This is a genomic window from Pararhizobium sp. PWRC1-1, assembly GCF_049897905.1.
Taxonomy (GTDB): Bacteria; Pseudomonadota; Alphaproteobacteria; order Rhizobiales; family Rhizobiaceae; genus Pararhizobium.
The window spans coordinates 81,776-94,574 of sequence record NZ_JAFCXE010000001.1; the positions used below are offsets into that span (position 1 = coordinate 81,776).

General features: G+C 60.4%; 12 protein-coding genes. 4 read left to right on the forward strand and 8 right to left on the reverse strand.

What is annotated here, in order from left to right; genetic code table 11:
• Positions 1–147 precede the first annotated feature (147 nt).
• Positions 148–366: a DUF6500 family protein gene (locus tag ACP7E0_RS00435; protein WP_426122251.1), complete on the forward strand. Its 219-nt coding sequence runs from the start codon at positions 148–150 to the stop codon at positions 364–366.
• Here the strand turns inward: ACP7E0_RS00435 and guaD are convergent.
• From guaD to ACP7E0_RS00450, 3 genes are all read right to left on the reverse strand, one after another.
• Positions 363–1,676, reverse strand: coding sequence for a guanine deaminase (guaD, locus tag ACP7E0_RS00440; protein ID WP_426122252.1), 1,314 nt, complete (start codon positions 1,674–1,676; stop codon positions 363–365). The genes ACP7E0_RS00435 and guaD overlap by 4 nt on opposite strands.
• A complete protein-coding gene (gene puuD, locus ACP7E0_RS00445; protein WP_426122253.1) occupies positions 1,673–2,911 on the reverse strand; it encodes a urate hydroxylase PuuD in 1,239 nt (412 codons plus the stop codon). Before puuD ends, guaD begins: the two co-directional genes overlap by 4 nt.
• Before the next feature lie 82 nt (positions 2,912–2,993).
• A complete protein-coding gene (locus ACP7E0_RS00450; protein ID WP_426122254.1) occupies positions 2,994–3,902 on the reverse strand; it encodes a LysR substrate-binding domain-containing protein in 909 nt (302 codons plus the stop codon).
• A gap of 100 nt (positions 3,903–4,002) precedes the next feature.
• Here ACP7E0_RS00450 and ACP7E0_RS00455 point away from each other — a divergent pair, with 100 nt between their 5' ends.
• A complete protein-coding gene (locus ACP7E0_RS00455) occupies positions 4,003–4,206 on the forward strand; it encodes a hypothetical protein (RefSeq protein WP_426122255.1) in 204 nt (67 codons plus the stop codon).
• Between the two features lie 43 nt (positions 4,207–4,249).
• Here the strand turns inward: ACP7E0_RS00455 and ACP7E0_RS00460 are convergent, their stop codons facing one another.
• Both ACP7E0_RS00460 and ACP7E0_RS00465 read right to left on the reverse strand, forming a co-directional pair.
• Positions 4,250–4,543: a putative quinol monooxygenase gene (locus tag ACP7E0_RS00460; protein WP_426122256.1), complete on the reverse strand. Its 294-nt coding sequence runs from the start codon at positions 4,541–4,543 to the stop codon at positions 4,250–4,252.
• 46 nt (positions 4,544–4,589) lie between these two features.
• Complete coding sequence (locus ACP7E0_RS00465) at positions 4,590–5,558, reverse strand: alpha/beta fold hydrolase (protein WP_426122257.1); 969 nt, start codon at positions 5,556–5,558, stop codon at positions 4,590–4,592.
• A gap of 83 nt (positions 5,559–5,641) precedes the next feature.
• Between ACP7E0_RS00465 and ACP7E0_RS00470 the strand changes: the two genes are divergently transcribed.
• Positions 5,642–6,220, forward strand: coding sequence for a TetR/AcrR family transcriptional regulator (locus ACP7E0_RS00470; RefSeq protein WP_426122258.1), 579 nt, complete (start codon positions 5,642–5,644; stop codon positions 6,218–6,220).
• A gap of 7 nt (positions 6,221–6,227) precedes the next feature.
• Here ACP7E0_RS00470 and xdhC read toward each other — a convergent pair whose 3' ends face one another.
• The 3 genes from xdhC to xdhA all read right to left on the reverse strand — a co-directional run bounded on the left by xdhC (position 6,228) and on the right by xdhA (position 11,034).
• Positions 6,228–7,034 carry a xanthine dehydrogenase accessory protein XdhC gene (gene xdhC, locus ACP7E0_RS00475; protein ID WP_426122259.1) on the reverse strand — a complete coding sequence of 269 codons (807 nt, stop codon included), beginning with the start codon at positions 7,032–7,034 and terminating at the stop codon, positions 6,228–6,230.
• A 12-nt stretch (positions 7,035–7,046) separates the two neighbouring features.
• Positions 7,047–9,389 carry a xanthine dehydrogenase molybdopterin binding subunit gene (xdhB, locus tag ACP7E0_RS00480; RefSeq protein ID WP_426122261.1) on the reverse strand — a complete coding sequence of 781 codons (2,343 nt, stop codon included), beginning with the start codon at positions 9,387–9,389 and terminating at the stop codon, positions 7,047–7,049.
• Positions 9,390–9,558: 169 nt separating this feature from the next.
• Complete coding sequence (gene xdhA / locus ACP7E0_RS00485) at positions 9,559–11,034, reverse strand: xanthine dehydrogenase small subunit (RefSeq protein WP_426122262.1); 1,476 nt, start codon at positions 11,032–11,034, stop codon at positions 9,559–9,561.
• Positions 11,035–11,256: 222 nt separating this feature from the next.
• On the opposite strand from xdhA, the gene glpK reads away from it, so the two are divergent.
• On the forward strand, positions 11,257–12,747 hold the full coding sequence (gene glpK, locus ACP7E0_RS00490) for a glycerol kinase GlpK (RefSeq protein WP_426122263.1): 1,491 nt from the start codon (positions 11,257–11,259) through the stop codon (positions 12,745–12,747).
• Positions 12,748–12,799 lie beyond the last annotated feature (52 nt).

A 12,799-nucleotide genomic window follows, 5' to 3' on the forward strand; every position in this document is an offset into this window, starting at 1 on the left:
AAGAGCGGAAACAAAAAGAGGTAAAATATTTTTACCTCTTTTTGAGAGACTCAATCGGTATCTGCTCGCTGCCTGTCCGCCCATGCCCTTGCACAAAATTCGATCTCCCTCAAAAGAGGGGCTGTATTTTGCGAAATGGGATTTGGGATGAGAGCCAGCTTGAGAGAAAAAATCATTAAGGTTTGCGATCGCAAGATTGCAGACAATGGCCCCGGCGTTGGGCTGTCCTTCTACGCGTTCTTCGCAAACAGGAACGACGATCCGGAATTGCTGATGGAGGCGGCCGAATGGTGGATCCGGACGCACAGGCTCGATCACTTCGAAAAGGCAGTGAAGATCAAGGCGATGGTGGAGGGGATGGCTTAACCGGCTAATCCCGCCTTTGCCGCCATGCCCGCCACATAGGTCTCAACGATTGCCCGATCGTCGCCCATGGTTTGCAGCAGGAATAGCTCGTCGGCGAGTGAGGTCACCACCTCCGCCTTCAGCGCCATGGCCGGGGTTGCTGCCATGTTGAGGACGATGAAGTCGGCATCCGTGCCGGGGTCGAGCGTGCCGATCCTGTCGGCAAGCGATAGGGCTTCGGCGTTGCCGAGCGTCATGAAATAATAGCTTTCCAACGGGTTCAGCCGCTCGCCCTGCAATTGCTGGATCTTGTAGGCCTCGTCCATAGTGCGCAGCATCGAATAGCTGGTGCCGCCGCCGATATCGGTGGCGAAGGAGACGCGCACCGGCTTTTCTCTGGTCATCAGCCGCCTGAGCGGAAACAGGCCGGAGCCGAGAAAAAGGTTAGAGGTCGGGCAGTGCACGGCGATCGAACCGGTCTCGCTCATCGCATCCATTTCGCGGTCGGACAGGTGGATCGCATGGCCGAACAGGGTCTTTGGCCCCAGCAGGCCGTAGCGGGCGTAGACGTCGGTGTAGTCGATGGCGTCCGGGTAGAGCGCGCAGGTGAAATCGATCTCGTCCCGGTTTTCCGAGAGATGTGTCTGCACATGCAGGTCCGGGAATTCGCGCACCAAGGCCTCTGCTGCCGACATCTGTTCCGGCGTCGATGTGATGGCAAAGCGCGGGGTGATGGCGACGTGGTTGCGGCCCTTGCCGTGCCATTGTTCGATGACAGCGCGGGTTTCGTCGTAACCCATCTGCGGCGTATCGAGCAGGCCCTGCGGCGCGTTGCGGTCCATCATCACCTTGCCGGCGACCATGCGCATGTTGCGGTTCAGCGCTTCAGCGAAAAAGGCATCAGCAGAGGCCTTGTGCACCGAGCAATAGGCAACCGCCGTCGTGGTGCCGTGGCGAACCATTTCGTCGAAGAACTTTCCGGCGATGCGCTCCGCATGCGCCGTCTCGACGAAGCGGCATTCCTCCGGAAACGTATAGGTGTTCAGCCATTCCAGAAGATTGGCTGCATAGGAGCCGATAACCTGCATCTGCGGGAAATGCAGGTGCGTATCGATAAAGCCGGGCAGGATCAGATGCGGACGGTGGTCGATTTCAATTACGTCTTCCGCTGCCTGTGCCTTGACGGCATCATAGCTGCCGTTCGCCAGGATCAGACCATTCTCGAGCAGCAGCGCGCCGTTGGCCTCATAGGTATAAGCGCCGGTATCGTCGATGCTCAAGGGAGCACGGCTGAAGCTCAGCGTGCGTCCACGAATGAGGGTAGCGGTCATTCTGTCTTGCCTTCCGAAACCGCGCTTTCAAACCATGCGGTCAAAAGCTTGCGTTCGTCACTGGTCATGTCGGTGATATTGCCCGGCGGCATCGCATGGCTGCGCCCGGCCTGGATATAGATTTCGCGGGCGTGGGAAGCAATCTCCGCGTCGTTTTCCAGCACGACGCCCTTCGGCGGCTGGTTGATGCCTTCATAGACCGGCTCGGCGGAATGGCACATGGAGCAGCGCGTCGAAATCGCGTCTTTGACGGCCGGGAAATGCGCGTTGGCGGAAAATTGCTGGAAGGCGGGCGAGACCTCGGCCTTGTCCTCGCCGGTCAGCACTTTCGGTACGGTGGAAAGCCAGATGATGACGATGAAAATGATCAGGGTGACGATCCAGGTCCAGGTCGGACGTCCCTTTCTGGCATGGGTGGTGTTGAACCAGTGGCGGATGGTGACGCCCATCAGGAAGACCAGCGCTGCAATTACCCAGTTATAGGCGGTGGCGAAGGCCAGCGGATAGTGGTTTGACAGCATGAAGAAGATGACGGGCAGGGTGAGGTAGTTGTTGTGCAGCGAACGCTGCTTGGCGATGACGCCATATTTCGGGTCCGGCGTGCGCCCGGCGATCAGATCGGCGACGACGACGCGCTGGTTCGGCATGATGATGAAGAACACGTTGGCCGACATGATCGTCGCGGTAAACGCGCCGAGATGCAGGAAGGCGGCGCGGCCGGTGAAGACCTGCGTGTAGCCCCAGGCCATGACGACGAGCGCGACATAGAGAATGCCCATCAGCGTCCAGGTGTTCTTGCCGAGCGGTGATTTGCACAGAAGATCGTAGAAAATCCAGCCGATGGCAAGCGAGCCGATCGAGATGGCAATTGCCGTGGTGGAAGAGATATCCAGCACATGCCGGTCGATCAGGAAGAGATCGGCACCGCCATAATAGACCAGACAGAGCATGGCAAAGCCGGACAGCCAGGTGGCATAGCTTTCCCATTTGAACCAGGTCAGGTGCTCCGGCATCGTCGCAGGCGCAACCAAGTATTTCTGGATATGATAGAAGCCGCCGCCATGCACCTGCCATTCCTCGCCATAGGCACCAACGGGCAGATGATCACGCTTCACCAGGCCGAGATCGAGCGCGATGAAATAAAAGGACGAGCCTATCCAGGCGATCGCCGTGATCACATGCAGCCAGCGAACGGCAAAAGCCAGCCATTCCCAGGCGATGGCGAATTCGTACATTGAGGTCCCCTTTTCATGCTTCGTCTGCGCACCTTGCGCAAAAATCCACGGTGGGGGAAGGGGGCGACGTGATCGTCACGTGCTATTTGGCGACGCCGCTGGTTTCTGGATTGAGTTCCCCCAGAATCCAGTCGCGGAAGGCGCGGATTTTCGGCGTGTTGCGGCGGGCATGCGGATAAGCCAGCCAGTAGTCGCGGCCATCATTGCAGCGCAGTTCGAACGGTTGGTAAAGCCTGCCGAGCGCAACGTCATCCGCATAGAAGTCGGGGGTCAGGATGGCGACGCCCTGGCCTGCGACAGCCGCGCGTGCCTCAAAGCTCTGCGCCCCGAGCCGGCTGGTCGGCCGGCCCTCGAGATCCGGGTCGCTAACGCCGGCGGCGGCAAACCAGATCCGCCACCAGGGGTCGGCAGCATCGATGATCCTCAGTTTCAGAAGATCGCGCGGCTCGTGAATACCGCCGACCGTTTCGGCAAGGGTCGGGCTGAGCATCGGCGTGAACTCGCTGCGCATCAACGGATGGCTGTCGAGCCCGGGCCAGACGCCAACACCGGCGCGAATGGCGATATCGGTGGACTCAGCGATGAGATCGATCAACTTTTCGGTGGTGGTCAGCCGCACGGCGATGTTTGGATGGGCGAGCTGGAAGCTGCCGATATTACGGGCAAGCCACTGAGAGGCGAAGGTCGGTGTCGAGTTGATCTGGAGAGCGGTGTTGATGTCGCCACGGGCCGACGAGACCGCCTCCTGCAGCATCTCGAAGGCTTCGCTGACGCGCGGCGCGAGCTGCTGGCCGACGTCGGTCAGCACGATCTGGCGGGGCCGCCGCAGGAACAGCGGCTCGCCGACATTCTCCTCGATCAGCTTGATCTGGTAGCTTACCGCCGTCTGGGTCATGCCCAATTCAGCGCCCGCCTTGGTGAAGCTGCCCAGCCTTGCCGCCGCTTCAAACACGCGAAGCGCATTCAATGGAAACTGTTTCGACATTTTCATGGATAAGTTCTCTTGATGCACGCAGACGGTTGTTCGATTGGAATTGGAGCACGTTTGCGCGCATGCTGCAATCACATTCAGGAAAACAACAGGTGCCGTCATGGATTGCCAAGCAATTGAAAGATATCAACCAATACCGCAGACACGCAAGGCCGGATTGCGTTTTTGGCTGGCCGGGCTGTTGCGCGGACTGGAACCCAGATATCCGCCGCTCGATCTCGAAGTCATGTCCGAATACATGAAGAGAGACCTGGGTTTTCTGGACGGGCGCGACCCGCGCGAGGAAGCGGATCTGACGCGATAAAAGCCGTTCGCCGGAACATATCGGATATTCTGGCGGCATGATTTTAGCGGGATGCGTCCAGCACGCCGCGTTCCAATTGTTCCAGATAGATAAATTCCGGCGCCTTGACGCCGGCCTGGGCGCGGATTTCGATGAGCCGCTCCGACTCGAAGAATTCTCTCGCTGCATCCAGCGAGCGCCAGAGCGAATAGTGAACGATCCGATTGGGATCGGTGTCGTATTTCAGCACTTGATAGGCGATTTCACCGGCATCGCGGCGAATGCCGGCGGCGGCGTCGAAAATGCCTTTCCAGACAGGATAATCGGCGACTTCGTGGATGATTAGAACATAGGGCATTGTTTCTCTCGAAGAGTTGGAAGGGCCTTGTGCGGGCTTGTCCGCGTCACATCAGGCCCTTGGCGGGAATATAACAACGGGTGGTGAAAGAGGCGTCCTTGCTGGTCTCAACCTCTTTGCCGAACGGTTTTCCCGGCCAGGGATTGATGCCGTCGCGCAGCCAGAGCAGGCTATCCAGCCAGAAACCGGCGGCATGGCGTGTGTGGAAGAGGCTGAAATGGCCGATGCGATCCAGGCCGAGCTCGATGGGTGATAGTGCGACTTCGACGGGCTCGGCATTCCGGTAATATTGCAGCGCGCGGCGAATGGCTTGCGGGGTTCCGATCTCGTCATCCGTGACCCCGATGGCGAGAATATCGGCAGTGACATCGACGAAGCGCCGCAGAATATCCGGCCGGTGCTCGCGTGGGTGGCTGCGTTCCATTCGTGACCGGCGAAAGCTCCAGTCTCTGGCCACTCCCGCCGGAAGGTCCTCCAGCCAGCCGAGCGCCTTGCCGGGAAAATATCCGCATAGTGCTGTCAGGAGCGGCATGACTATGTGCCATTTCAGCAGAAGGTGCAGGCGCCGGGCAGGGGCGTAATCCCGCCAATAGGCATATTGGGCGCCGACGGTGAGCATGCGGTCGATCAGCGGTGCATTGCAGGCAAAGCCGGGCAGGAATCCACCGATGCTGTGGCCGACCACGAGCCTTGGGCCATCCGGAGCATGTTCATGGAGAAAGCCAAGGGCTGCGGAAAAATCCTGTTCGCCCCAATCCGCCCAGCGATAGTTGCAGCCGCGCAGCGCGGCGGGCCGGGACTGACCGATGCCGCGATAGTCATAGGTCAGCACGGTGAAGCCGTGACCGGCCAAAAACCGCGCATAAGGATGATAGTAGCGCGCCAAAACGCCGGTTGCCGGATTGATGATGACGCTGCCGCAGTCGCTATTGCGATAGGACTTCCAGATATGGCCGCCAAGCCGGACGCCATCCGCGCAAACAATCCCGATCGGCTTTCCATTCATCTCCAGCATGCTCTTTCTCCGGCGGTTTTGCTGGGACGAGCGTAAGCCAGGGCTTTGCTTGTGTATATTCACTGGTCGGTATACATTGAAGCATGGCAACATCCGCTCTTCCCACCCGCGATCGTATCGTTTCTGCTGCCTCGAAGCTGTTTTACAGCGAAGGTATCCGTGCTGTCAGTGTCGATGCGGTGGCCAAAAAGGCGGGGGTAACCAAGCGCACGCTCTACTATCATTTCGACAGCAAGGACGATCTGATCGCCGCCTATCTCGACATGCGCGATCAGCCCAACCTCGCTTTGTTCAAGCGATGGTTTGCGGAAACGCAAGGCGATGTCGCCGATAAGGTGCGGGGCGTCTTTTTCAACCTGGCACTATCGGCCCGGCATCCGCGCTGGAAGGGCTGCGGGTTTCTGAGAACTTCTGCTGAGCTCGCCAATATGCCCGGTCATCCGGCGATGAAGATCGGCGCGGCGCACAAGCGGCGGGTCGAGGATTGGTTGAACAGTGTTTTCGAAGCGGCGGAAATGGGCGCTCAGGCCCGGATGCTTGCCCGGCAGACGATCCTGCTTTTGGACGGTTCCTTTGCCGTCGTCCTGTTGCACCGCGACCCGTCCTATATGGAAACGGCAGGCGAGGCCGCGCATGCGCTGATCCGCGCCAGTATCCCCTGATCTGACGTTACTGTCCGTGCAGCGCGACGAGGATTTCGGCCGCGGTCATGGCGGCAATCACTGCGGGGCGCTTGTCGCTGACTGTCTTGCCGCCGATAGGCAGAACGAGCCTGCCGATCGCATCGTCAGCCAGACCTTCCTTCTTTGCCCAGCTTGCAAAGGTCGCGCTCTTGGTCTTCGAGCCGATCATGCCGACATAGGCCAGATCGTTGCGGGCAAGCGCTTCCCTGGCAATCAGGAAATCCAGCGCATGGTCATGCGTCAGGATGACGACGGCCGAGCCCGGCGCAATATCCTTGACGACGGCTTCCGGCATGGCGACAAGGCGATGTTTGGCACCAGCGGACATTAGGTCGAGTTCGCTCTTTCGCGTTTCAACCGCGTAGGTTTTCAGCGGCAGGAGCAGAAGTGCATCGGCCAGCGCCCGCCCGACATGGCCGGCCCCGAACAGCCAGACTTCCGGCAAGGCTTTCAGCCTTTCCCTGAATTTCAGATCGAGTTCTGCGCGCGTCGCGTCATCGCAGATGCTAAACGTCAGGACGATGCGGCCGCCGCAGCATTGGCCGATATCGGGGCCAAGCGGAATGTCCATCTCGACCTGGTCGCTGACGCCGGCCAGAAGCGCGCGGGCGTTGTCGATGGCCATATGCTCCATCTGGCCGCCGCCGATCGTCCCATGCGCATCGGTTGGCGACACCAGCATGAAGGTGCCGGCTTCGCGCGGCGTCGAACCGAAGGTCTGTTTGATCTCGACGATGACCAGTTTGTATTCGCGCTCAAGGAACGCGTCGAGGCTGTCGATTGCAAAGTTCATTTCAATGGCTCTTTACGCTTGTCTGGTCCGCAGGCGCTCGACGGCCATCAGGACGCGTTCCGGCGTTGCCGGCGTGTCGAGCCGTGGGCACTCGCGGTAATCGGCGACGCTGGCAACGGCCATCGACAGGGCTTCCAGCACCGAGATCGGCAGCATGAAGGGGGGTTCCCCAACCGCCTTGGAGCGGCCGATGGTCATTTCGGCATTTTCGGCCCATTCCGCCAGCTTGACGTTGAAGATTTTTGGCCGGTCGGAGGCAAGCGGGATCTTGTAGGTCGATGGCGCATGAGTGCGCAGACGGCCCTTTTCGTCCCACCATAATTCCTCGGTCGTCAGCCAGCCCATGCCCTGGACGAAGGCGCCTTCGACCTGGCCGATATCGATCGCCGGATTGAGCGACTTGCCGACATCGTGCAGCACATCGACCCGGTCGACCATATATTCGCCGGTCAGCGTATCGATGGAGACCTCGGAGACGGAGGCGCCATAGGCGAAATAGTAGAACGGGGTGCCACGACCGGTATTGCGGTCCCAATGGATTTTCGGCGTCTTGTAGAACCCGGCCGCCGACAGTTGCACGCGGGCGAAATAGGCCTGCTTGATGAAATCAGGGAAGGGCACCAGTTCGTCGCCGATTTTCACATGGTTCGGCACGAAGGTGACGTTGGCGGCATCGGTCTGCCAGCGCTCGGCGGCGAACTCGACGAGGCGTTGCTTGATCTGCCGGGCGGCGTCATGAGCGGCCATGCCGTTGAGGTCGGAGCCGGAGGAGGCGGCGGTTGCCGAGGTGTTGGGCACCTTGCCGGTGGTGGTCGCAGTAATCTTGACGTTGGTGATATCGACCTGAAAGCTGTCGGCCAGAACCTGCGCCACCTTGGTATAGAGCCCCTGGCCCATTTCGGTACCGCCATGGTTGAGGTGGATCGACCCGTCCTGATAGATATGCACCAGCGCGCCCGCCTGGTTGAAGGCGGTCATGGTGAAGGAGATGCCGAATTTCACCGGCGTCAGCGCAATGCCCTTGCGGATGATGCGGCTGGTCCTGTTGAAGTCGATGATTGCCTTGCGCCGCGCCTGATAGCCGGCGCTCTCTTCGAGTTCTGCGACGATACGCTGGATGATGTTGTCTTCCACCTGCTGGTGATAGGGCGTCAGGTCCCGGCCGGAGCCTTTCTCGCCATAGAAGTTCAGCTTGCGGATATCGAGCGGGTCCTTGCCCAGCGCGTAGGCGATCTCCTCGATGATCCGCTCGCCGCCGACCATGCCCTGCGGCCCGCCGAAACCGCGATAGGCGGTGTTGGAGACGGTGTGCGTCTTCAGGGGCTGCGAGGTCAGTTTCACATGCGGATAGAAATAGGAGCTGTCGGCATGGAACAGCGCGCGGTCGGTGACCGGGCCGGACAGGTCCGAAGAATAGCCGCAGCGTGCCGCATAGTTGGCCTTCACCGCATGGATGCGGCCGTCGTCGTCGAAGCCGACATCGTAATCGACCAGGAAATCGTGCCGCTTGCCGGTCGCGGTCATGTCCTCGTCGCGGTCGGGCCGGAATTTTACGGCGCGGTTGAGTTTCTTGGCAGCGACGGCGGCGAGGGCTGCGAACTGGTTGCCCTGCGTCTCCTTGCCGCCAAAACCGCCGCCCATGCGGCGGACCTGCACGGTGACCGCATTGGAGGGAACGCCGAGTACATGGCCAACCATGTGCTGGACTTCACTGGGATGCTGGGTGGAGGACCAGACGGTGATGTCGTCATCCTCGCCGGGAATAGCCATGGCGATATGGCTTTCGAGGTAGAAATGCTCCTGTCCGCCGATCCGCATCCGGCCAGTGAGGCGGCGCGGGGAGAGTTCCAGTTCGGCCTCGGCATCGCCGCGCGACAAGGTCAGCGGCTTGGTGACCACTTCGGCACCGTTTTCCAGCGCATCGAGAATATCCGTGTGATGCGGCAGGTCGCGATAGGTGATCTTCGCCTTGCGGGCGGCGCGCCTGGCAATGTCGCGGGTTTCGGCAATCACGGCAAATGCAGGCTGGCCATGAAACTGCACTAGGCCCTCGGCCAGCACCGGCTCGTCGTCGAGATGGCTGGGGCTGATATCGTTGGAATGCGGCATGTCTTTTGCCGTCAGTACGCAGACGACGCCGGGCGTGGCCTCGACCTCGGACAGATCCATGGCGACGATCTCGGCATGGGCGCGATCGGTCATCCCCAAGGCGCCGTGCAACGTGCCTGCCGGTTCCGGAATATCGTCGATATAGTCGGCCGTGCCCGACACATGCTTGTGGGCGCTGTCATGGCGCAGGTTCGAATGCATGGAACCGGCAATGGTCTTGCGTTCCTCGAAGGTGGAGTTGTCCATTATATCCGTCTCCGGTTGGTGGTGCGCATGCCCCTCATCCGGCCTGTCGGCCACCTTCTCCCCGTTTGGACGGGGAGAAGGGACCTGCGGCAAACTCCATCGTTCCCTCTCCCTGCTTGCGGGGAGAGGGCTAGGGTGAGGGGCTGTTCCGACCTCAGAATTCCCGCGCTCATGCCGTCACCTCAAACCGGACCAGTTCCGCCTTTTGCCCCGAAGTCTCCAGGAAAAACCGCAACAACAGGTTCTTCGCCGTCAGGATGCGATAAGCGGCCGTGGCGCGCCAGTCGGTCAAGGGCTGGTAGTCCATATCGAATGCCGCCTGCGCCGCCTTGACCGTCTCTTCGGTCCAGGGGTTGCCTGACAGCGCCGCTTCGACATGCGATGCCCGCTTCGGTGTGCCAGCCATGCCACCGAATGCGATCTGCGCGGAGGCGACGGTGTTGTCACTGTTGAGCGCAATGCGGAAAGCGCCACAAAGCGCGGAGATATCCTCCTCGCGGCGTTTGGAAATCTTATAGACGGCGAAGTGATCGTCCTTGGGAAGGTTCGGCACGAAGATGCTCTCGACGAATTCGCCGGGCTTACGGTCCTGACGGCCGTATTCGATGAAATAGGCTTCGAGCGGCACGGTGCGCTGTCCGGCTTTCGAACGCAGATTGACGCTGGCACTGAGCGCGATCAGCGGCGGCGGGGTATCGCCGATCGGCGAGCCGTTGGCGACATTGCCGCCGATCGTGCCCATATTTCGCACCTGCTCGCCGCCGAGCCGATCGAGCATGCGGCCAAAGGCTGGATAGCGGGCGGAAATGGCTGAAAAGGCGGCGGAATAGCTGACACCGGCGCCGATCAGGATGCCGTCTTCCGTCTCACGGATGAACTGAAGGTCTTCCAACCCATTGATGAAGATCACCGGGTTCAAGGCGCGCATCTGCTTGGTGACCCAGAGCCCGACATCGGTCGAGCCGGCAACGATGGTCGCCTCCGGATAATCGGCCAGCGCATCGGCAAGATCGGCCGCCGTACCGGGCACGATCAGGGTGGTATCGCCGGTTCCCATGCGGATCGTCTGCGTCGAGCGGATCGCGCTCAGCTTGGCAATGATGTCTTCGCGGACCTTGACGATTGGGTCGAACACGGCATCGGGCCTTGCCTTTGCCACGGCTTCCGCCGCCTTGACGATCGGCTCGTAGCCCGTGCACCGACAGAGATTGCCTTGCAGCGTCTTTTCGATATCGGCCCGGCCGGGATTGTCCTTCGACAGCCAAAGGCCATAGAGCGACATGATGAAGCCGGGCGTGCAGAAGCCGCATTGCGAGCCGTGATAATCGACCATCGCCTGCTGAACCGGGTGCAGCGTTCCATCTTTCGCCGCCAGATGTTCGACGGTGACGACATGGGTGGCGTTCAGCGAGCCGGTGAAACGGATGCAGGCATTGACGCTTTCATAAACGAGTTCGTTGCCGGCAAGCCGCCCGACCAGTACGGTGCAGGCGCCGCAGTCCCCTTCGGCGCAACCTTCCTTGGTGCCGGTCAGCCGTCTTTCGAGGCGCAGGAAATCCAGTAGCGTCGCGGTCGGTGACAAAGACGTCAGCGCAATCTCCCGGTCGTTCAGGATGAAACGGATGCTGCCCGTGAACTGTGTCATGCTGTCTCTTCTTTTCATTTCGACTCTTGAAACTATGCCCAAAACCGGCACCGTGACAATTGTGTTTCTACCATTCCCGGCCGGCTTTTTCGCGCGTTAAAAAGACCCGTCAGCTTGCGTTTTGTTTTCGTTTGACATTCGTTTTTGTATCGTATTGAAGTTTTTGAAATGGTTCGCGGTCTTGAGGAGAGTGCGGGCAGAAGAAAAACTGGGAGGGGCAAGATGAGCGGATATGTTCTCGCAATCGATCAGGGCACGACATCGAGCCGCGCGATCGTCTTCGACAAGAACCAGAAAATCGTCGGGTCCGGGCAGAAGGAATTCAAGCAGCATTTTCCCAAGTCCGGCTGGGTTGAGCATGATCCCGAGGAAATCTGGGACACAGTTGTCTGGGCGATCAAGGAAGCGATCAGCAAGGCCGGTATCAAGGCCAGTGATCTTTCGGCCATCGGCATCACCAACCAGCGTGAGACGGTCGTCGTCTGGGAGCGCGACAGCGGCAAGGCCATCCACAATGCCATCGTCTGGCAGGACCGCCGCACCGCTTCCTATTGCGACAAGCTGAAACGCCAGGGGCTGGAAAAGACCTTTACCAAGAAGACCGGCCTGCTGCTCGATCCCTATTTTTCCGGCACAAAGCTCTCCTGGATGCTCGCCAACGTCAAAGGTGCACGGGCGCGCGGGGCGAAGGGCGACCTCTGCTTCGGCACGGTCGATACATTCCTGATCTGGCGGCTGACCGGCGGCAAATCATTTGTCACCGATGCGACCAATGCCTCGCGCACGCTGATGTTCAATATCGTCACCAATGACTGGGATCGCGAACTGCTCGACATCCTGCGCGTTCCCGAGGCGATGCTGCCTGAGGTGCTCGACTGCGCGGCTGACTTCGGCGTCACCGATGCGTCGATCTTCGGCGCTGAAATCCCGATCCTCGGCGTTGCCGGCGATCAGCAGGCCGCCACCATCGGCCAGGCCTGCTTCCAGCCGGGCATGATGAAATCCACCTATGGTACCGGCTGCTTTGCGCTCTTGAATACCGGCAAGGATATCGTCCGCTCGAAGAACCGCCTGCTGACGACGATTGCCTATCGCCTCGACGGGGAAACCACATATGCGCTGGAAGGCTCGATCTTCGTCGCCGGTGCCGCCGTGCAATGGCTGCGCGATGGGCTGAAAGTCATCAAGGCCGCGTCCGATACCGGTAGACTGGCTGCAAGCGCCGATCCGTCGCAGGAGGTGTATCTGGTGCCTGCCTTTACCGGGTTGGGCGCCCCGCATTGGGATCCGGATGCGCGCGGCGCCATATTCGGCATGACGCGCAACACCGGCCCGGCCGAGTTCGCCCGCGCCGCCCTTGAGGCCGTCTGCTACCAGACGCGCGATCTGCTCGACGCCATGCACAAGGACTGGAAGAGCGACGGCAAGGAAACCGTGCTGCGCGTCGATGGCGGCATGGTCGCCTCGGACTGGACGATGCAGCGCCTGTCCGACCTGCTCGATGCGCCGGTCGATCGGCCAACCATTTTGGAAACCACGGCGCTCGGCGTTGCCTGGCTTGCCGGCAGCCGGGCAGGGGTCTGGCCGAACCAGAAGGATTTCGCCAAATCCTGGGCTAGAGATCAGCGCTTCGAGCCAGCGATGGACGAAACAACACGGAAGACAAAGATCAGGGGCTGGAAGGATGCTGTCAGGCGAACACTGAGCGCGTAATCCGTGCTCACTGATGCGTCCCGGCAACCGTACCGCTGTTGGAAACACACCG